This is a genomic window from Streptomyces sp. AC550_RSS872 (assembly GCF_019049285.1).
GTDB lineage: Bacteria > Actinomycetota > Actinomycetes > Streptomycetales > Streptomycetaceae > Streptomyces.
Map to the genome: position 1 here is coordinate 142068 of NZ_JAGMUL010000021.1, position 19931 is coordinate 161998.

The following is a 19931-nucleotide window of genomic DNA, read 5'->3' on the forward strand; positions in this document are numbered from 1 at the left end:
GCACTCCCGGATTTCGCCGTCTGCTGCTCTCGCGGCCGTGCCGGGAGGAGCGCTACCTCACGTGCTGTCCTGTCTGCCCCGGCGTGCGGTCAGCCGTCCGGGATCTCGTACGCTCGTCGCTATGCCCCCCCATGTCCTGACCCTCGGGGCACCGCCGAGGCGCGCGAACCGGCCGCCTCGCTCGCGGCGCGCCCCGGCGCCCGGGTCACCACGTCTCTCGCGGGGCGTGTGGCGCGGGGCACTTGCCGGGGCGTACGCGTCGGGGGCTTCGGCGCGGCCGAGGGGCTGGCCCGAAGGCTGCGTGAGCAGCACGTGGACGCCCTGGTCGACGCCACACACCCGTTCGCCGAGACGACCACCGTCAACGCGGCGCGGGCCCCGGCGGCCACCGGGGTTCCGGCGGTGGTGCTGCGCCGCCCGGGCTGGCGGCCAGGCCCCGGGGACCGCCGGCACCTGGTCGACTCCCTGCACGCGGCGGCGGACCTGCTGCCGCGGTGCGGCAGCCGGGTGTTCCTGACCACGGGTGCCGGACGAGCCTGGCCGCCTTCGCCCATCTGAGAGACCGTCACTTCATCGTTCGGTCCATGGCGTTGTCCGAGCCGCCGATGCCCCCGCACACCGGAGTGCTGCCCGCGCGAGGCCCGTTCCCCGCGGCCGACGAGTTCGCGCTGCTGCGCGAGCACTGTGTCGACGTACTGGTGACAAAGGACGGCGGGGCAGAGGCGACCGTGGCCAAGCTCATGGCCGCGCGCGAACTCGCGCTGCCCGTCGCGGTGGTACGACGGCCGTCCCTGCCGGACGGCGTGGCACCGGTGCCCGACGTGGCGGGCGTCCTCGCCCGGCTCGGCCTCAACCTGACATGAGGCACGTGGATTTCAGGTGGACCGACGTCAACTGCTCCTGGAACGGCATCGGGTAGGCGGCCCGACCATGCCGAGTCGGCCACCGCTCCCGAGGACGCCGGCGAGCAAGTTGGTCGGCGGCAGTACGCCGACGTCGTGCGTCAACTCCGTGACCGGGATTCCGGGGTCGCCGACCACGGCGACCAGCAGCCCGGCCCGGTCCTGGCCGCCTCGGCAGCGGCCAGGCCCTCATGTGCGAGCACCGCGAAAGTGGCCTGCGGGGGTGCCGACCACGACGGAAGGATGGGTCATGGGCGGGGTCTGCGGGCGTGGAGGACGAAGGCCGGGGGTGTGTTGCGCCATATGGTGCGGCTCGGGACGACTTCCTCGAAGCGGTTGGTCATCAGTTCGCGGAATCGACGGGCGGGGGTGAGGGGAACGGCGTGGAGGTAGGTGAACGCGGTGAAGGCACCCGCCGGGGCGAGCACTGCGGCTGTCGCGTCCATGAGCTGGTGTTGGGTGGCGGAGGGAAAGAGGGCCCAGGGCAGGCCGCTGACCACCACGTCGGCCTTCTCGATGCCGCGCTCATCCAACAGGTGGCGCAGGTGCACGGCGTCGCGCTGGATCACCTCCGCTCCCGGGTGGCGGTGACGCAGGCGCTGGGCGAGGAGTGGATCGATCTCGACGGCCAGGTGGCGGCCGCGGCCGCCCAGCCGGCGCTGGATCTCGGCGGTGAACGGTCCGGTGCCGGCACCCAGTTCCACCACGACGGGCTCGCCGCGTTCGGGCACCGGCGCGCAGACCGCCTCGGCCAAGTGCCGCGAGCTGGGGGCGATTGCCCCCATACGGGCCGGTGCGCGCAACCACTGCCGCAGGAACAGGGTGTAGTCGTTCGGCTCCGGCAAGGGCCGCCTGCAGAGTGGGCAGTGCCAGGCTGCGTGGTGCGTGGTGCTGGTGGTCATGTCGGTGCCCTTGTCGGGGAGTGCGTGGGTCGATCGTGTCGGCGTGAACGGGCAATGTGCTGTGAGTCCCGTCGGTGGCGCAGCGGCCGGTTCTGTTGAGGGCGGAAGGACTGGGAGGGCGACGTCGGCCGTGGAGGACGCGGCACCTTCTACGGCACTTCGCCTTCTCGGACGACCTGGCCGTGGCCGGTGTGCTGACCAGGGACACGCGCTACTGGGAGGTGGCCAAACAGCTGACCGCCGGGCACCCGCCCCCGGAGGCGATTGAGCTGATCTTCGAGAGGATCCCCGGACACGCGCGCGAGCGCGGCTTTCGCGCATCGCCGTACATGTACGCGGCCGCCTAGTGCCCAGACGCTCTCCAGGCGGTGCGCGGCCTGATGGCTCCTATCGGAGGGATCCGCACCCTCTTCAGCGACAAGAAGCTCACCGGCGGAGGCCACCTCGGCCCTCGAGCGGATTCGTTTCATGGAACTTGTCATCCCTGTTCGACGTGCACCGGGGCCCCGGGGAGTCCTCCAGCTGAGGGCGGACCCGCCTAGACGGCCCCGAGGGGCCACCTCACAGAAAGACCGGTCGTTCTACCCCGCCGACAATAGCTCCCACGGGGCCCTCGCGCCACTCGTCGACTCGATTGAGGGGTCCCTCGCTCATCCACCACGGACACAGAAGGCCCTTGATGCCGCACACTTTGCACCCGCGCTGGAGCGGTTCCTTGGCGGTTCGGCCGGGCTGCATCCGGCCACAGTCACCCATCTGACCAGCAGTGACACGCCGACCGCGCCGCCTTCTTGACCGCGACCTCGCAGAGGTCGACTGCGCGTGTGCGGGCCGGCGGCATCCACATCAACGTCCGCCCGGAAGGGGCCCAGTCCGCGTACTCGTCTTTGTCGGCGTACGCACGGACGGCACCAAGGAGTTGGTCGCGCTCAAGGACGGCTTCCACGAGGCGGGCGAGCCCTGGGCGGACCAGCTGTACGACTGCACTCTGCCGAAGCCGGTCCAGCCCGGACCTTGCCAGTCATGGGACTTCGTTCGGTCGGCGAGTTGCGCGAGGGTCCGCGCCGAGAGGCTGGGCCGCAGCCTGCCGGACGGGTGGGTTCTTGGGCCACGGTCGAGCCGTCAGCCACCGCTCGATTGCCCGACAGAACGACACCGGCGCACATCAGTGCGGGAAGACGACCGTCAGGAGGCGGAAGAGTTCGGCGCGCTCCTCGTCGGACAGTTGGTCCAGGCCGGTCTGCGTCTGTTCCATCCGCTCGCGGATCGTGTCGATCAGCTTCTGCCCCGCCTCGGTGAGGGCAACATTCTTCACGCGGCGGTCGGTGGCGCTGACCTCGCGGCGGACCAGATCGCGTTTTTCGAGTCGGTCGATGATCCCGGTCATGTTCGATGCGTCACAGGCGAGGGTGTGCGCGAGCGAGCGCATCGAGGCGGGCGCGCGGCGCAGCACCGTGAGGGTCTTTGCCTGGCTGGACGTAAGGCCCGTATCGGCGGCGGCGGTCGTGAAGTCGGCGTAGTGCGTACTGACCGAATGAGCGAGCAGCTCCATGAGCTGCGCCTTGGACGGGGTGGGTGGCATGCGTCGAGGGTACCCCAAAGCTTGAGTACCTCAACCTTTGACATCTACCGGCGTCGTATTGTTTGATGTCCTCAAGCATCGAGTACCTCAATGGTTTGACTCCTCGACCATAGATGCTCTCGCCCTTCGGGCAACCGCAACCTTCCACCGGAAAGAAGACCGTGAAGTCCTCCCTTGCCACCGCGCCGGAGCGCCGCACCGGCAGCCTCAGCCTCGTCCTGGTGCTGGGCCTCGCCGCCATGGTCGTGTCGATGATGCAGACCCTGGTCATCCCGATCCTCGGCATCATCCAGAACGACCTCGGCGCCACCACGGCGCAGGTCAGCTGGGTCACCACCGCCACGCTGCTGTCGGCCGCGGTCTTCACGCCGCTGCTGGGCCGCCTCGGTGACCAGCACGGCACGAAGCCGACCCTGCTCGGCGTGCTGGTGGTAATGGTCGCCGGATCCGTGCTCGCCGCGACCACGAGTTCGATGCTGTGGCTCATCGTGGCCCGCGTGATGCAAGGCGCCGCCACCGCGATCTTCCCGCTGGCGCTGTCCGTGCTGCGCGCAGAGGTCGCGCCCGCGCGGCTGCCCGGCGCCATGGCCCTGGTCAGCGGAACGCTCGGGTTCGGCAGCGGCCTCGCCCTGGTGAGCGCCGGCCTGCTGAGCCAGGGTGCCAACCCCGACTACCACCAGGTCTTCTGGCTGGCCGCCGCACTGGCCACCGCCGCCCTCGTCGCGGTTGCGGTCGCGGTCCCCGCGCCTCGCACGCTGACCGGCGGGCGTACCGACTGGCTCGGCGCCGCCGGCCTGGCCCTGGTGCTCGTCCTGCTCCTGCTGCCCATCTCGCAGGGCCACACCTGGGGCTGGACCTCGGCCCGCACGCTCGCACTCTTCGCCGGCGCCGCCGTCATGACCGTCATCTGGGTCCTCGTCGAACGCAGGGTCCGCGACCCCCTGGTCGACATGAAGATGTTCGTCCACCGCCCGGTGCTGTTCACCAACCTCGCCGGACTGCTCGTCGGATTCGCCATGTTCGCCCAGTTCATCGGCGTCTCCTACCTCGTCCAGACGCCCTCTGACATCGCCGGCTACGGCTTCGGCGCCTCGGTCCTGCGCGCCTCCGTCGTCTACCTGCTGCCCTCCGCCCTCGTCTCGCTCGTCGCCGCCCAGTTCGGAGGCATGCTGGTTCGCCGTATCGGCGCGCGTCTCACCCTCGCCGTCGGCGCCGCCTTCGGCGTCATCGGTTTCGCCTGGCTGACCCTCGCCCACGACACCACCGCCTCGGTGATCCTGGCCGGCATGGTCGTCGGCGTCGCCATCAGCTTCGGCTACGCGGCGATGCCCGCCCTGATCGTGGCTGGCGTTCCGCACCGCCAGACCGGCATCGCCAACGGCATCAACTCCATCTCCCGCTCCACCGGCAGTGCGATCGGCAGCGCGGTCATCACCTCGCTGCTCGCCTCCAACACGCTCGACAACCTGCCCGCCGGCGTCCCCGCGCTGCCCGCCGAGAGCCAGTACACCCTCAGCTTCGCCCTCGCCGGCATGGCGTTCCTGCTGGTCATCGGCGTGGCCATGGTCGGCCTGGCGACCCGCCGCAGGTCCCCCTCGCCCGCCACCGACACAGTCGCCGCGTCGAGCGATGACGAGACCGCTCCCCCCACGTCGAGCGATGCCGAGACCACGCCGGCCCGCACGGCCGTCACTGCCTGACCGCGCCACCTGCACGGCCGCGACTCTCCTTCCCCCCGGATGCCCACCGGCTATCCCCCTCACCGAACAGGACACGACTGTGACTGACACCAAGGCAGCCTTCACCCTCGACGACACCTTCACCGCCGCCGAAGCCACCGCGCTGGTGGACCGGCTGCGCGCCACCTTCCGCACCGGCCGCACCAAGCCCCTGGCCTGGCGTCGGCAGCAGCTGACCCGCCTGCGCGACCTCCTCACCGACAACCGCGCGGCGATAGCCGACGCCCTCTACGCCGACCTGCGCAAGAACCGCGCCGAGGCCGACGCCATGGAGATCAACACCACGATCGTCGAGATCGAGGACTACCTGGAGCACCTGGAGGAGTGGACGGCCCCGCAGCCCGCCCCCGTGACGGTGCCCGGAGTCCCTGGCAGCACCGCCCGCACCGTCTTCGACCCCCTGGGCGTCGCCCTGGTCATCTCGGCGTGGAACTACCCGGTCAATCTGCTGCTCGTACCCGTCGCGGGCGCGCTCGCCGCCGGGAACGCGGTCGTCATCAAGCCCGCCGACTACGCCGCCCACACCTCGGCGCTGCTGGCCGAGCTGCTGCCCGCGTATCTCGACACCGACGCGATCGCGGTCGTCGAGGGCGGCGCCCCGGAGACCACCGCACTGCTGGAGCAGCACTTCGACCACATCTTCTACACCGGCAACGGCACGGTCGGCCGCATCGTGATGACCGCCGCCGCGAAGAACCTCACCCCCGTCGCCCTCGAACTCGGCGGCAAGTCACCGGTGTTCGTGGACCGGGACGCCGACATCACCACGGTCGCGCAGCGCCTGGCGCAGACGAAGTTCGCCAACGCCGGACAGACCTGCGTCGCCCCCGACTACGTCCTGACCGACCCGGACACCGCGACCGAACTTCAGGCCGCCCTGGTGGTCGCGCTCAAGGGGCTGTTCGGTGAGGACCCGCAGACGTCCGACTCCTACGGACGGGTCATCAACGAGCGGCACTTCGACCGGCTGTCCGCGCTGCTGGCCTCCGGCCGTACGGTCACCGGCGGGCAGACCGACCGCGCGGACACATACATCGCCCCGACCGTGCTGGCCGATGTCCGGCCCGACGAGCCCGTGATGCAGGAGGAGATCTTCGGCCCCATCCTGCCGATCCTGACCGTGGCGGACCTGGACGAGGCGATCACGTTCATCAACGAGCGCGACAAGCCGCTCGCCCTGTACGCCTTCACCGAGAACAACACCACCAAGCGCCGCCTCACCGCCGAGACCTCCTCGGGCGGCCTCAACTTCGGCCTGCCGATGCACCACCTCGCCGTGCCGTCCCTCCCCTTCGGCGGCATCGGCGAAAGCGGCATGGGCAACTACCACGGCCGCTACTCCATCGAGACCTTCAGCCACCGCAAGGCCGTCCTCGACGTCCCGCTGAGCTGAGCCATCCCGGAAGAAGGCACCCCATGCAGTACCCCGCCCACGTGGCCGACGCCCCCGAACGCAATCGCCGCAACAGCCGCAAGAGCAAGGAGCACGAACGCATCATGGACGACACGCTGGAGCAGCTCGGCGCCGGCAAGTACATACTCATCACCAGCTACCGCAAGAACGGCACCCCGGTCGCGACCCCGGTGTGGGTGGTCCGCGACGGCGACACGCTGGGCGTGCGGACCCCCGCCGATTCCTGGAAGGTCAAGCGGATCCGGGCCCGCGGCGACATCCTCGTCGGCCCCTGCGACCTCAGCGGCAACCCGACCGGCGAGCAGGTCCCGGCCACCGCCGAGATCACCGACGAGGCGACCGGCGCCCGCTACCGCAAACTCATCGCCCGCAAGTACGGCATCCTCGGCCGCCTCATGATCCTCCAGAGTCGGCTGCGGGGCGCGGACAGCACGCTGGGCATCCGCGTGCGGCTCACTCCCGTTACGGGATGACGCACCGTCAACTTCCGTATCGGGGGCGTCTTGTCGGACGGCCTCGGTGAATGCCATCAGACGGTCACGGCACACAAGAGCGAGCGATCAAGGGGGGCGGATCATGGAGACAGCGGAGAGTCAGCAGCAGGCGGCACCCAGCACCTTCACCGCCTTCGCACGCTTCGTACTCTTCGGCGGCGGGGTGGGGCTCGCCTCCAGCTTCGCCGTGGCGGCCCTCGCCTCCTGGATGTACTGGGGCCTCGCCAACGCTCTGATCACCGTGGTTTCCACGCTCTTCGCCACCGAGTTGCATGCCCGCTTCACGTTCGGCGCAGGCGGGCGCGCGACCCGGCGCCAGCACGCGCAGTCGGCCGGGTCCGCGGCGGCCGCCTATGCGGTGACCTCCGTGGCGATGCTTGTCTTGCAACAACTGGTGGCGGCACCCGGTGTGGTGCTCGAGCAGGTCGTCTACCTGTCCGCCTCCGCACTCGCCGGAATCGCGCGGTTCGCGGTGCTGCGCCTCGTCGTCTTCGCGCGGGGCCACTCACGGGTCGCGGCCACCGTCCGCACCGCCCGTCCCGTGCACGCGACCTCGCCCCGCACCGCGGCAACCGGCGGCCCAGTGGTGCTGGGCCACGCCGCCTGAGCTTCCGCCGGCGGCCCGCCACGCGGAACGGGCGGCCTCGCCGTGGACCGGCGTCCACATCACGCCCCAGCGCGGGGCCAGTTCGCCTAGTAGTCGATGTTGAGAGCGGAGATGAGTCCGCTCGGGCCCACGGCACTTCCGGCGCCGGCGTAGCGCGAAGTGGGGTGGGTGAGGGCTGCCTTGTGCCCGGGGCTGTTGAACCAGGTCTCCATCATCTCCTCCGGTGTGGCGGAGGTGCTGGGGGACCAGTAGAGGACTTCGTACCCGCAGTGCTCGCTGGGGCCGGGCTGCCGGGCGGCGTTCTTGTCCGCACACGCCTGGGCGGCGCCTGTTGGGCACTCTCCTTGACGTCGGATAGTCCCAGCGCACGGCGACGTTCATTGAGCAAGGCGATCAGCTGGGAGGTCAGTGACGGCGCGGTCGGAGTCGTCTGGATGGTCGGTTTCAGGGCTACGGCACGCGTGGGCGGCGTCGTTTGCCTCGTGGGTTTCACACCGGTCGGCGGCGCACTGGTAGCCGGCGGGGACGACGGCGAGGCCGTGGACTCGACTGTGGCTGACCTCGTGGGGGATGCGGTCGGCGACGGCGTCGAGGATCGGATGCGGACTTGGGCTCCCCTCGAGGGTGGTGAACGCCCGCACCGGCTGGTGCCTGGTGTCCGGTGACAGGATGGCCATGGCCGCGCCGGTGCCTCCGGCGGTGATCAGTGTGACTGCGGCGGCCACGGCGGCACGATGCCGCTTCGGTATGCGGCGTTGTATGCGCAGGCTCGGGCGCCCGGGCGGATTACCGCTCCCCGCCGCGCCAAGGACGATGGTGTCCGCCCCGACGGCGGGGTACCGGCCGCCGGCACCCGGGTCGGCCTCCCCGCTGTGCTGGGCCAGCTCGGCGGGGCTGCCCTGATCCAACGCGCCGCGAACCTGATCCCCGGGCTTGAAGCAGCGGACCGGACGCTACCCGAGCCGTGCTGTGAACTGCTGGGCATGGCCACTCACCCAACTTGTATCGAGCTGTTGACACAAGATACCGCCACAGGCATCTTGTACTTACTGCTCGATACAAGTCGGCCCTGCGGCAGGCGGCGTCCGCTGCCACCGATACAGGCCGCGCAGCCGCACCCACCCACTGGGGTCTTCACATGCTCGACACCCACCAGCCCGAATCCCGCCCCCGCGCCCACGCCGACCGCTACGCCCGCTGGGCCGGTCTGGCTGTCGGCGTCGTGGCCGCACCGCTATGGGCCACCGTAGACATCACCAACTACCCGCTCAGTGCCTCCGATGCCGGCGTGCCCCTGGTGAGCTTCGCGACCGCTTTCGGCCTGTGCGCGGTGGGCGGCGTCCTGCTCGGCGACGCCCTCACCCCCCTCCCTCGGGAGGCGGTACGCACCGCCAGTCTGACCCCACGCCGGATCCGAGACCACGTGCCGCCCCGGATCACTCTCTTGCTTCTCCTCCAGGCGGTCATCCTTGTCGCGGTGGTGGGTGCGGGGGACGCCTTGGGCACCCAAGACGCCATGCACCGGGCGATCGGGGCCAGGGGTGACGGCTGTGACGGGACCGAACCACCCGTCATCCTCTGGCCCGGCATTCTCGACGGCCGCCAGATCCTCGGCTCTCTCGCCATCGGCACGGTCGCCTGCGCCTGGGCCCTGCGCCGTGTCGCCCGCCGTGCGGGCGACGACCAGCAGCGCCACAACCAGTCCTCGGCCATCATCGCAGCCTGGGGGGTGCTGGTCTCGACCCAGCTGTCGCTCGTCGTTCTGACGATCCACACGGATCTGATGGGCAGTAACTGCGCCGACATGATGGGCATCTCATCCTTGGCGATCTACCTCCTGGGCCTGCTGTCCCTGATCACCCTGGCATGGTCCCTGTTCGCCGTGGTGGCGCCCCGGGCTGCCCGACGATGACCGCATTCGCCGTCCGCGTCGACACCACCAGCCCGGTGCCGCCGTACGACCAGATCCGCGCCCAGCTCGCCGCCCTGATCGTCACCGGCCGACTGACCGAGGACGCGCGTCTGCCGACGGTACGTCAGCTCGCCACCGACCTCGGTCTGGCACCGAGCACCGTGGCCCGCGCCTACCGTGAGCTGGAAGCCGCGAAGCTGATCCGCACCCGCCGTGGGGCAGGCACCCGGGTCGCGACACCCCCGTCCGAACCAACCCGCCCCGATCCGGGCCAACTCGCCACGCTGGCGCGTGACTTCACCTCAGCTGCCCGCGCGCTGGGCGCCGACACCGAGGCCATCCTGACCGCCATCCGCGAGGCCCTTGACTGACGATGGCCGGCCCCGCACCCGTGGCGACACCACCAGCCCGATCCTCTCCAGCCGGAGAAGCCATCCGCCTACCGACAGCGCCCCCGGTCCGATGATGTGCTCGCCGCACACCGTCAGACCGGGGGCCTCCGAGGTCTGAGCGCTCAGACCTTCACCAGTCCGTGCCCCTCATCCGAACCCGCACCCTTCGCATCGCCCGAGCCGGGCGAGCCCGACGCATGGGTCCGGTCACCCTGCGTCCGCAGCCCCTCCCCCTCGACATCCACGTTCGGCAGCACCCGGTCCAGCCACTTGGGCAGCCACCACGCCTTCTTGCCGAGCAGGGCCAGGACGGCCGGGACGATCGCCATCCGCACGATGAACGCGTCGAAGAAGACCGCGATCGCCAGTCCGAAGCCGATCATCTTGACCATCGCCTCGCTGGAGCCGACGAATCCCGCGAACACCGCGATCATGATCACCGCCGCGGCCGTCACGACCCGTGCCCCGTGGTTGAAGCCGGTCACCACGGCCTGGCTCGGCTTCTCGCCGTGGATGTACGCCTCTCGCATCCGGGTCACGAGGAACACCTCGTAGTCCATCGCGAGGCCGAAGACCACACCGATCAGGAAGATCGGCATGATCGCCACGATGGGGCGGGTCTCGTCGACGCCCACGAGGTCGGCCATCCAGCCCCACTGGAAGACCGCGACCACGGCACCGAGGGCCGCCATCACGCTCAGCAGGAAGCCGAGGGCTGCCTTCAGCGGGACGAGGATCGAGCGGAAGACCACGATCAGCAGCAGGAACGCCAGGCCCACGACCAGGGCCAGGTACGGCATCAGCGCGTCGTTCAGCTTCTGCGCGACGTCGATGTTCATGGCTGTGGTACCGGTGACCAGCACGTCCGCGTCCGTGTCGGCCTTGATGTCCGTACCCGCGTCCCGGATCGCGTACACCAGGTCCTCGGTGGTGACCGCCGACGGCTCGGAGTCCGGGATCACCGTGATCGTGGCCGTGTCGCCCGCCTTGTTGGGGGCGGCCGGCGTCACGGTCGCGACGTTCTCGAGGCCCTTGATGTCATCTCCGACCTGCTTGAAGGCCGCGTCCGGGTCGTCGCTCGCCTTCGCGTCGACGACGACCACCAGGGGGCCGTTGAAGCCCGGGCCAAAGCCGTCGGACAACAGGTCGTACGCCCGGCGCTGCGTCGTCGAGGTCGGCAGCGAGCTGTCGTCCCCGATGCCCAGATCCATGGAGGTGGCGGGGATGGCGGCGGCGCCGAGGCCGACGATGCCGAGGAGCAGTACGGCGATCGGACGGCGCACGACGAACCTCGCCCAGCGCGTGCCCATGTTGGGCTTGACCTTGGCCGAAGCGGCCTTCCTCGCGGCCCGGGCGCCGCCCAGGAACCTGCTCTTCTCGCCCGCCGGCTTGACCCTCCGACCCGCGTAACCGAGCAGCGCGGGGATCATCGTCAGTGCGATGAGGACCGCGATGGCGACCGTGCCCGCGGCCGCGAGACCCATCTTCGTCAGCATCGGCATGTTGACGACGGACAGGCCCACCAGCGCGATCACGACCGTGAGGCCGGCGAACACCACCGCCGAGCCCGCGGTGCCGACGGCCCGGCCGGCCGCCTCCTCCCGCTCGCGGCCCTCGGCCAGTTCGGTCCGATAGCGGGAGAGGACGAACAGGGCGTAGTCGATGCCGACCGCCAAGCCGATCATCGAGGCCAGCGTCGACGTCGTCGAGCCCAGGTCGAGGGCGCTGGCGAGGGCGGTGATCGCCGAGACACCGATGCCGACGCCGATGAGCGCCGTCAGCAGTGGCAGGCCGGCCGCGAGCAGTGAGCCGAAGGTGATGACCAGGACCACAGCGGCGACCGCGATACCGATGATCTCGCCGGCGCCTGTCTCCGGCTGCGCCTGGAGTGCGTCTCCGCCCACCTCCACGGTCAGCCCGGCGTCCCGCGCGTCCTGCGCGGCATCCTCCAGGGCTTCCCGGGTGCCGTCCTGCAGTTCCATGCCGGGGACCTTGTACTTGACCGACGCGTAGGCGATCGTGCCGTCCTTGCTGACGGCGTCGGCCTTGTACGGATCGGCGACGGAGGCGACCTCGGAGCCTTCGCCCAACTCTTCGACGGTCTTCTGCGCGGCGTCCCTGTTGGCGGCGTCCGTCATCTTCTCGCCGGCGGGTGCCTTGAAGACGACGCGGGCGTTGCCGCCGTCGGCGCTCATACCGGGGAAGCGCTGTTCCAGCAGGTCGAAGGCCTTCTGGGCCTCGGTGCCGGGGACGGAGAAGGACGTGTTGCTCGCCGCGGGGGCGCTGGCCGCGGCGAAGCCCGCGAGCGTCAGCAGTGCCACCCATATGAGGGCGACGAAATGCCGTCGCCTGAAGGCGAGTCGGCCGAGCCTGTAGAGAAACGTGGCCACGAGGGCGTACTCCCGGTCATGTCGTGGGTCGTGGGTTCTTCGGGGCAGGGGTGATCAGCCCGGCGGGGAGGCAGGGTTGATCGGCCCTACGACGTGGGCGGTCACGTCAGGGCTGAGTGCGGGCCTTGTCAGGCGGTGGTTGAGCCAAGGGTCCGGGGAGGACCACGGCGTCGATATGCGTAGGGAGGAAGTCCTGCGTCGGCGGCTGTTCGTCGATCAGCGTGCGGGCGGCGATCGCAGAGGGAGGCGCGCAGCCCACGAGACTCTGTCTGAGGTGATCAGGCCGATCCGATCAGGCAGCCGGCTTCGACGGAGGCTCGTGCGAGACCTGCCACCACGACGACGGGTAAGTCTGCCCTGGAGCGGATTGGTGTCATGGAAGTTCTTCATCCCTGTTCGACGTGCACCGGCGCTTCGCGAGAGTCCTACAGCTGGAGGTGGATCCGCCCGGACAGCCCAGGGGACCGTCCCTACAGAAAGACCGGTCGTTCTACTATCTGACCATAGTCTCCCTGGGATCCTCGCGCCACACACATCGACCCAATTGAGGCGTTCCTCACCCCCCGCCACTGTCACAGAGAGGTAGCCTCACCGCATGCTCCACGGGCGGCAGAACGAACTCCACGCACTGAGCCGGCTAGTCGCGGAGGCCCGTGCGGGCCGGGGCGGAGCGCTGATCGTGGAGGGGGATGCCGGGGTCGGCAAGACCGCGTTGCTACGACGCGCTGTTGCCGCCGCCGGCAGCGGCACGCATGTGCTGACCTGCTCGGGCGTCCAGGCCGAAGTCGCCCTGGCCTTCGGCGGATTACAGCGGCTGCTGACACCGCTGCTCGACCGGCTGCCGGAGCTGCCGGACGATCAAGTCGGCGCGCTGCGCAGCGCCTTGGGCCTGTCCACCGCACCCGCCGCTGATCTGATGGTCCGTACGGCCGTGCTGTCCTTGTTGGACCGGGCCGCCGCTGCCCGTACCCCGCTCCTGCTCGTCGCGGACGATCTGCACTGGCTCGACCCGGCCACGGCCGGTGTGCTGCTCTTCGTCGCCCGTCGCCTCAAGAACCGCCCCATCGCCTTCCTCGCCGCCGTCCGCGAAGCCGGAGAGGCCACTCGGGACCTGCCACAGCTCACGCTCCGCGGGCTCGCCCCGGACGCCGCGTCCGCCCTCCTCGACGAGCACGGCTGGGGGACTCCGGGTCCGGCCAGGCGCGCCGTCGCCGACGCCGTGGGAGGCAACCCGCTGGCCCTCCAAGAACTCGTACGGCTCGGCAGTCCGGCGGAGGTCGCGGAGAAAGTCGTACTCACCGGAACCGCCCCGCTCAGCCTGCGCCTTCGCGAGGTCTTCGCCGAACGCACCCGGGAACTGTCCGAATCGGCCCGCACCCTGCTGCTGGTGGCGGCAGCGGAAGACAGCGGCCACACCGGCACCGTGCTCGCCGCGGCCCGGCGGCTGGCGGTCGACGAGCAGGCACTGGACGTCGTGGAGGCCGCGGGGCACCTGGAGGAAGTGGCTGGCGGCCGACTGAGGTTCCCGCATCCGCTCGTACGGGCCGCGGTGTACGCCGACGCCTCTGCTCGCCGGCGTGCGCTCGCGCATCGCGCCCTCGCCGACGAGTTGGCGACGCGACATCCGGAGGGCGGGCAGCACGAACGGGCCGTGTGGCATCGCGCGCTGGCGGCCACCAGCCCCGACGAGCAACTGGCCGAAGCACTGGAAGCCGGCGCGGCCACCGTGCGCCGCAGGGGCGGGCTCGCCGTGGCCGCGGCCGTACTGCACCGGGCCGCGCTGCTGAGCCCCACGGAGCAGCAGCGCACCAGGCGACTCGCCGCCGCGGCCGAAGCAGCCTGGAAGTCGGGCAGTCCTCAGCTGGCCCACCCGCTGCTGAGGGAGGCGCTGTCCCAGCCCGCGGACGCCGGAACTCAGCTGGAACTGGACCGGCTGCGGGGCATGATGGAGTTGTGGGGCGGCGATCAGCAGGCGGCGACGGCCCGGCTGCTGGACAGTGCGGCCGCGCTCATCGACCACTCCCCCGGGCAGGCCGTGACCCTGGCTTTCATGGCGGTGGACGGGGCGCTGCGCGCCGACCGGACGGACGAGGCCCTGCGGGCCGCGCGGCTCATCGAGGCCGCCGGCGGTGAGGATCCCGGGTATGCGCGGTACGGGAGTTGGCTGGCGGACGCGGTCGCCGGCCGTCCCCGGGACGGGCTGACTCCCTGGCAGATCTTCCAGGCCGCGCCGGAGGGCCTCAGCCGCAACGACGCCCACCGCCACGTATGGCCTGCGGCGCTGAGCAATCTCGGGTCCTCCCCTCGGACGGCCCGGTCCTTCATCCTCGAAGCCTGCGACCGTTTCGCGACGTCCGGGATGCTCGCGGTCCGTGGACTGCTTCTGTCGTGGCTTGCGGATCTGGAGTACCGGATCGGGCTGTGGCCCGAGTGCGAGGCGCACGCGCAGGAGGGGTTGCGGATGGCCCGGGACGTCGGGCAGCCCGTCCTGGAAGCGGATCTTCTCGCGGTGCTGGCCCTGCTGTCCGCCGGGCGCGGCGAGGCGGCGGAGTGCCGCGGGTACGCCGAACGCGCCCAAGCTCTGGCGGTGCCGCAGGGCAACAGGTCGGCGGCGGGCACCGCGCAGTGGGCGCTGGGGCGGCTGTCCCTGACCGCCGGCGACTACGCGGAGGCCTGTGAACGGCTCGCGGCGCTCGGCGAGTTGGGCTCACCGTTCGCCCACCGCCAGGTGGCCCGGCAGGCCGTCCTCGACGTGGTGGAGGCGCAGGTGCGCGCGGACCGCAGGGAAGCCGCCGAGCAGTCGGCGTGGGCGTTCGAGGAGTGGTCGGAGCGGACCACTCTGGCCTGGCCGGAGCTGTCCCGGCACGGCATCCGCGCCCTGCTCGCGGAGGGCGACACGGCCGACAAGCACTTCCAGGCGGCTCTCTCGGCGGCGGGCGCGGCGGACGCTCCGCTCGCCCGGGGCCACGCGGCGTTGCTGTACGGGGAGTGGCTGCGGCGCAGTCGGCGCGAGGGCGAGGCCAGAACACAGCTGCGCTCGGCGCTGGAGACGCTGGCGGGCCTCGGGGCGCGGGATGAAGCGGAGCGCGCCCGCGCCCAGCTGCGTGCGGCGGGAGGTGCGCCCCGTCGGCGTGGCGGCGATCCCTCGGCTCGGCTGACGGTCCAGGAGCTGCAGGTCGCCCGGCTGGCGGCGGAGGGGCTGAGCAACCGGGAGATCGGCACGCGGCTCTCCTTGAGCCCGCGAACCGTCGGCTACCACCTGTACAAGGTGTTCCCGAAGCTGGGCATCAGCAGCCGCTCCCAACTGCGCGACGCGGACCTGGATGCCGTGGGCTGACGCGTACGGCGACGAGTTGGGCCGCGATCGCCGTGGCGACCTCGGCCGGGGTACGGCCGCCGAGGGGCAGGCCGATCGGCGAGTGGATCGCCGAGCGCCCCGCCTCGTCGAGTCCGGCGTCGCGCAGCCGTCCGCTCCGGTCCTGGACCGTCGCCGCCGACCCGGTCGCGCCCAGGTATCCGACGCCCGCCTCGACGGCTTCCAGTAGCGCCGGTACGTCGATCCGTGCGTCGTGCGTGAGCACCACGACGGCGGAGCGGCTGTCGAGCCTGCCTTCGCCGCGCAGGGTGCGCAGTGCCGTCTGCGGCAGCCCGGGGAGCACCTCCACACCGGCGTCCCGTGCCTGCGCCGCGAACACCGGGCGGTGCTCCAGAACGACGGGCCGGTAGCCGAGTTCGGCGCCGATCCGGGCCAGGGGCCCGGCCACCGGCGTCCAGGTGACGATCGCCAGCAGCGGCGGGGCGGGGTGTGCGGCGACGAAGACGTCCGGATGGGGACCGGTGCTGAGCAACGCGGTGCCGCCCTCTGGCAGTAGAAGCCGCGCCGTCGCCTCGGCATCGAGGTCCGCCTCGCCCGCGCCGAGGCTGCCCTCCCGGCCGCCACCGGGCAGCACGACCAGGTGCGATGAGCCGGTGTCGTGCAGGCGGACGGCGTGCGCGACCGGGCGCCCGGCCCCGACCGCCTCGGCCAGAACGGGCAGCCACCGAGTGCCGTCCGGCGGCACCGGCTCGGTCCAGACGGTGACCGTGCCCCCGCAGGTCAGGCCGACGTCGAACGGTCCGCTGTCGGGGCCTGCGGGACCGTAGCGGCGCAGCACGGGACGGCCGTCGCCCAGCACCTCCTGTGCGGTCGCGGCGACATCGGAGTCGACGCAGCCGCCGCTGATCGCGCCGAGCACCGTGCCTTCGCCGTCGACGGCCATCGCCGTGCCGACCGGGAACGGTGTGCTGCCGGCCGCGTCGACGAGGGTGGCCAGGGCGAACGGCCGGGACTCGCGCCACCACCCCGCCAGCTGCGGCAGTATGTCGAGCACTACGTCACCCCACCAGCTTGTCGGGGGTGATGGGCAGGTCGGTGATCCGCCTGCCGGTGGCGTGATGAACGGCGTTGGCGATGGCCGCGGCGACGCCGACCGAGACGACCTCGCCCATGCCCTTGCTGCCGTGCGGGTGCGCGATGGTGTCGGGCTCGTCGATGAACAGGACCTCGATGTCGGGGACATCGGCGTTGACCGGAATGTGGTAGTCGGTGAGCGCGGAGTCGACGTACCGGCCGGAGACCGGATCGGGCGTCAGCTTCTCCATCAGCGCCCAGCCCATGCCGAACACGATGCCGCCCTGCGCTTGGTTCCTGGCCGCCTTGTGGTTGGTGATCCGGCCGACGTCGAAGACCGCCACGTGCCGGGTGACACGGACCCTCGGCAGGTCCGGGTCGATCCGCACCTCGGTGAAGTGCGCGCCGAAGGTGGCCACGGAGTGGGTGGTCCGGGGCGTGTAGCTAGCATCGGCCACCACCGGCTTGCCGCCGTGGCGGGCCAGCAGTGCACGGTACGTCTCCCCGCGCCTGGTGTCGTCCCGGTGGAACAGCCTCCCGTCGGCCGCCTCGACCTCGCCGTCCGCCAGCCCGTGCAGGGGCGAGTCCGGGTCGGTGACGGCCATCCGCACGGCGGCCTTGCGGGCCTTCTCCGCGGCGAGGTGGACGGCGGAGCCCGTGTAGCCCGTGGTGCGAGACCCTGCGTTGCCCGCGGTCCTGGGCAGATTGGTGTCGCCCGCGCGGACGGACACCCTGCCCAGGGGCACTCCGGTGCCCGCCGCCGTGATCTGGGCGACGAGGGTGAGGGCCCCGGTGCCGATCTCTTGTGTGGCCGTGCGTACTTGGGCCGTCCCGTCGGCGCGGATCTCCACCTCGGCCCGCGCCTGGTCGGGGATTTCACCGCGTACGGCGGTGGCCATGCCGTAGCCGACCAGTTCGCCGCCGTCGCGCATCGAGCGGGGCTCGGCCGTGCGCCGGTCCCATCCGAAGCGCTCGGCTCCGATCTCGTAGGCCTGAAGGAGGTTCTTGGCGCTCCACGGCTTGCCGGTCAGCGGATCGATGGTCAGGTGGTTGCGGCGGCGCAGCTCCAGGGGATCCATGCCGAGGCGGTAGGACAGCTCGTCCATGGCACTCTCCAGGGCGAAGGAGCCGGGGGCGTCGCCCGGGGAGCGCAGGCTGATGGACGGGCCGATGTTCACCTTCGCGACCTTCGCGTCCATGGCCAGCACCGGCGCGGCGTAGGAGGCCGCGGTGGTGACGATGGCGGGCTCGGGCCGGTCGCCGCGCACCTCGGTCGCGTTCACGGTGTCGTGGAAGATGACGGCGAGCTTGCCCTCCCTGCTGGCGCCTAGCCGGATGCGCTGGACGATCGGCGGCTGGTGGCCCGTCGAGGTGAACACCTGCTTGCGGCTGAGCACGAGTTTGACGGGGCGTTGGACCACCTTGGCCGCGTGCGCCGCGAGCAGGGAGTGCCCCCACACGTCGGTCTTGTTGCCGAACGCCCCGCCGACCAGCGGCGACAGCACCCGGACGCGTTCCTGCGGCAGCCCGAACACGGCGGCCACGACCTCCCGGTGGCCGTGCACGTCCTGGCTGCAGTCGTGCAGCGTGAGCGTGCCGCCCGACCACTGGGCGACCACCGCGCCCGGCTCCAGCGGCACGTGGCTGAAGTGCGGCACCCGATAGGTGGAGTCGGTACGCACGTCCGCACCGGCCAGCGCGGCCTGCGGGTCGGCGCCCGGCGGGAGCACCACGCGCTGCGGCCACGGCGGGCGGATGAGGCGCCCGCTCGCGGTGTACGCGTCGGGCAACGCCTCTTCCATGGTGGGCACGGGCTCGTGCACCTCGTAGTCGATGTCCAGGAGCGACGCCGCGTGCTGGGCCTGCTCCAGGCTCTTGGCGACGACGATCGCGAGGTGCTGCCCGTAGTAGGTGACCTTGTCGTCGGCGAGCGGGAAACGATTCTCCAGGTAGCCGGTGTCGGCGGGGGTGCCCCGCCACGGCATCCGGTCGCGGTGCGTGATGACGGTGAGCACGCCGGGGGCGGCAAGGGCCCGTCCGGTGTCGATACGGCGTACCCGGCCCGCGGAGATCGTGCTCGTGACGACGACCGCGTGCGCCATGCCCCGCACGCGCACGTCCGCGGTGTAACGGGCCGAGCCCGTGACCTTGCCGCGCGCCTCGACACGGTTGACCGGCGCGCCGATCCCGGATTCGGGAACCTCGGTACGGTCGGTACTGAACGTCATCGCGCACCTCCGAGTTCGGTGAGGGCCCGCCGTACGACCGCTTGGGCCAGCTTCACCTTGTACGTGTTGTCGGGACGCGGGGCCGCGCCCTTGGTCGCCGCGCGGGCGGCCGCCTCGATGGCGTCCTCGTCGAAGGGCCGGCCGAGCAGGGCGTGCTCCGCCGCCCTCGCGCGCCAGGGCTTGGGCGCGACGCCGCCCAGCGCGATCCGGGCCGAGCGGACCGTGCCGCCGCGCACCTCCACGGCGACGGCGGCCGACGCCAACGCGAAGGCGTACGAGGCACGTTCGCGGAACTTGACGTAGTGGGAGTGTGCCGAGGAGGCACGGCCGGGCAGTTCGACCGCGAGGATGATCTCGTCGTCGCGCAGCATGACTTCGCGCTCGGGTGTGCGGCCCGGCAGCCGGTGGAAGGCGTCGATCGGGATACGTCGCTCCCCACGGGCCCCCCGGACCACGACCTCGGCGTCCAGTGCCTGGAGCGCGACGGCGCAGTCGGACGGATGGACCGCGACGCAGGAGCCACTGGTGCCCAGGATGGCGTGCCGGCTGCTGTCACCGTCCAGCGCCGCGCAGCCGGAGCCCGGCTCGCGGCGGTTGCAGGCGAACTCGGACTGCCGGTAGTAGGGACAGCGCACCCGCTGCAGGAGGTTGCCGCCGAAGGTGGCGCGGTTGCGGATCTGCTGGGACGCACCCGAGCGCAACGCCTCGACAAGGACGGGGAATCGCTGCACGATCCGTTGGTCATCGGTGGCGTTGCGGCACAGCGCGCCGATGCGCAGCCCGCCGTCCGGCAGGGCGGAAATCTTGTCGAGGGCGAGCCCGTTGAGGTCGATGAGGTGGCTCGGCCGTCGGATGCCGTCGCGCATCAGGGTGGTCAGATCGGTGGCCCCAGCGATCACCTCGGCCTCGGGGTGACGGGCGAGAAGACCGACCGCCTCACCGACGCTGCGGGCGCGAACGTACTCGAAAGGCTCCACGG

The 19931-nt window shown here is 71.3% G+C and carries 16 protein-coding genes and 1 pseudogene; 9 read left to right on the top strand and 8 right to left on the bottom strand.

Annotated features, from left to right (window positions below; translation table 11 throughout):
• The first annotated feature begins 121 nt into the window (after positions 1 to 121).
• A pseudogene (locus tag KUM44_RS10255) lies at positions 122 to 863 on the top strand (cobalt-precorrin-6A reductase).
• 287 nt (positions 864 to 1150) lie between these two features.
• Here the strand turns inward: KUM44_RS10255 and KUM44_RS10260 are convergent.
• Positions 1151 to 1747 (bottom strand): class I SAM-dependent methyltransferase, encoded by a 597-nt coding sequence (locus KUM44_RS10260; protein ID WP_254389312.1) that lies wholly within the window; start codon positions 1745 to 1747, stop codon positions 1151 to 1153.
• A gap of 239 nt (positions 1748 to 1986) precedes the next feature.
• Between KUM44_RS10260 and KUM44_RS10265 the strand changes: the two genes are divergently transcribed.
• Positions 1987 to 2151 carry a hypothetical protein gene (locus KUM44_RS10265; RefSeq protein ID WP_217207487.1) on the top strand — a complete coding sequence of 55 codons (165 nt, stop codon included), beginning with the start codon at positions 1987 to 1989 and terminating at the stop codon, positions 2149 to 2151.
• 818 nt (positions 2152 to 2969) lie between these two features.
• On the opposite strand, the gene KUM44_RS10270 is transcribed toward KUM44_RS10265, so the two are convergent.
• Positions 2970 to 3356 (bottom strand): MarR family winged helix-turn-helix transcriptional regulator, encoded by a 387-nt coding sequence (locus tag KUM44_RS10270; protein WP_184843651.1) that lies wholly within the window; start codon positions 3354 to 3356, stop codon positions 2970 to 2972.
• Positions 3357 to 3547: 191 nt separating this feature from the next.
• Between KUM44_RS10270 and KUM44_RS10275 the strand changes: the two genes are divergently transcribed.
• The 4 genes from KUM44_RS10275 (at position 3548) to KUM44_RS10290 (ending at position 7640) form a co-directional block, all read left to right on the top strand.
• A complete protein-coding gene (locus KUM44_RS10275) occupies positions 3548 to 5086 on the top strand; it encodes an MFS transporter (RefSeq protein ID WP_308402560.1) in 1539 nt (512 codons plus the stop codon).
• Positions 5087 to 5165: 79 nt separating this feature from the next.
• On the top strand, positions 5166 to 6518 hold the full coding sequence (locus KUM44_RS10280; RefSeq protein WP_308402561.1) for an aldehyde dehydrogenase family protein: 1353 nt from the start codon (positions 5166 to 5168) through the stop codon (positions 6516 to 6518).
• A 104-nt stretch (positions 6519 to 6622) separates the two neighbouring features.
• Positions 6623 to 7012, top strand: coding sequence for a PPOX class F420-dependent oxidoreductase (locus tag KUM44_RS10285; RefSeq protein WP_217207527.1), 390 nt, complete (start codon positions 6623 to 6625; stop codon positions 7010 to 7012).
• 103 nt (positions 7013 to 7115) lie between these two features.
• Entirely contained in the window at positions 7116 to 7640 is a 525-nt protein-coding gene (locus KUM44_RS10290; RefSeq protein WP_217207490.1) for a hypothetical protein, read from the top strand.
• An 86-nt stretch (positions 7641 to 7726) separates the two neighbouring features.
• Here KUM44_RS10290 and KUM44_RS47535 read toward each other — a convergent pair whose 3' ends face one another.
• The gene (locus KUM44_RS47535) at positions 7727 to 7996 is read right to left on the bottom strand and encodes a CAP domain-containing protein (protein WP_374202026.1); all 270 of its coding nucleotides are present in this window, start codon (positions 7994 to 7996) and stop codon (positions 7727 to 7729) included.
• 21 nt (positions 7997 to 8017) lie between these two features.
• The gene (locus KUM44_RS10295) at positions 8018 to 8365 is read right to left on the bottom strand and encodes a hypothetical protein (RefSeq protein WP_217207491.1); all 348 of its coding nucleotides are present in this window, start codon (positions 8363 to 8365) and stop codon (positions 8018 to 8020) included.
• Between the two features lie 413 nt (positions 8366 to 8778).
• On the opposite strand from KUM44_RS10295, the gene KUM44_RS10300 reads away from it, so the two are divergent.
• Together KUM44_RS10300 and KUM44_RS10305 are read left to right on the top strand one after the other, a co-directional pair.
• Positions 8779 to 9552: a hypothetical protein gene (locus KUM44_RS10300; RefSeq protein ID WP_217207492.1), complete on the top strand. Its 774-nt coding sequence runs from the start codon at positions 8779 to 8781 to the stop codon at positions 9550 to 9552.
• The gene (locus KUM44_RS10305; RefSeq protein WP_217207493.1) at positions 9549 to 9923 is read left to right on the top strand and encodes a GntR family transcriptional regulator; all 375 of its coding nucleotides are present in this window, start codon (positions 9549 to 9551) and stop codon (positions 9921 to 9923) included. The genes KUM44_RS10300 and KUM44_RS10305 overlap by 4 nt, the downstream gene beginning before the upstream one ends.
• A 143-nt stretch (positions 9924 to 10066) precedes the next feature.
• On the opposite strand, the gene KUM44_RS10310 is transcribed toward KUM44_RS10305, so the two are convergent.
• Positions 10067 to 12334, bottom strand: coding sequence for an MMPL family transporter (locus tag KUM44_RS10310; RefSeq protein WP_217207494.1), 2268 nt, complete (start codon positions 12332 to 12334; stop codon positions 10067 to 10069).
• Between the two features lie 595 nt (positions 12335 to 12929).
• Here KUM44_RS10310 and KUM44_RS10315 point away from each other — a divergent pair.
• A complete protein-coding gene (locus KUM44_RS10315; RefSeq protein ID WP_217207495.1) occupies positions 12930 to 15671 on the top strand; it encodes an AAA family ATPase in 2742 nt (913 codons plus the stop codon).
• Here the strand turns inward: KUM44_RS10315 and KUM44_RS10320 are convergent.
• Genes KUM44_RS10320 through KUM44_RS10330 form a run of 3 tightly spaced genes read right to left on the bottom strand, consistent with a single transcriptional unit; the run spans position 15622 to position 19929 of the window.
• Entirely contained in the window at positions 15622 to 16704 is a 1083-nt protein-coding gene (locus KUM44_RS10320; protein WP_217207496.1) for an XdhC family protein, read from the bottom strand. The genes KUM44_RS10315 and KUM44_RS10320 overlap by 50 nt on opposite strands.
• A gap of 4 nt (positions 16705 to 16708) precedes the next feature.
• Positions 16709 to 18952 (bottom strand): xanthine dehydrogenase family protein molybdopterin-binding subunit, encoded by a 2244-nt coding sequence (locus KUM44_RS10325; RefSeq protein ID WP_217207497.1) that lies wholly within the window; start codon positions 18950 to 18952, stop codon positions 16709 to 16711.
• Positions 18949 to 19929, bottom strand: coding sequence for a xanthine dehydrogenase family protein subunit M (locus KUM44_RS10330; protein WP_217207498.1), 981 nt, complete (start codon positions 19927 to 19929; stop codon positions 18949 to 18951). Before KUM44_RS10330 ends, KUM44_RS10325 begins: the two co-directional genes overlap by 4 nt.
• Positions 19930 to 19931 lie beyond the last annotated feature (2 nt).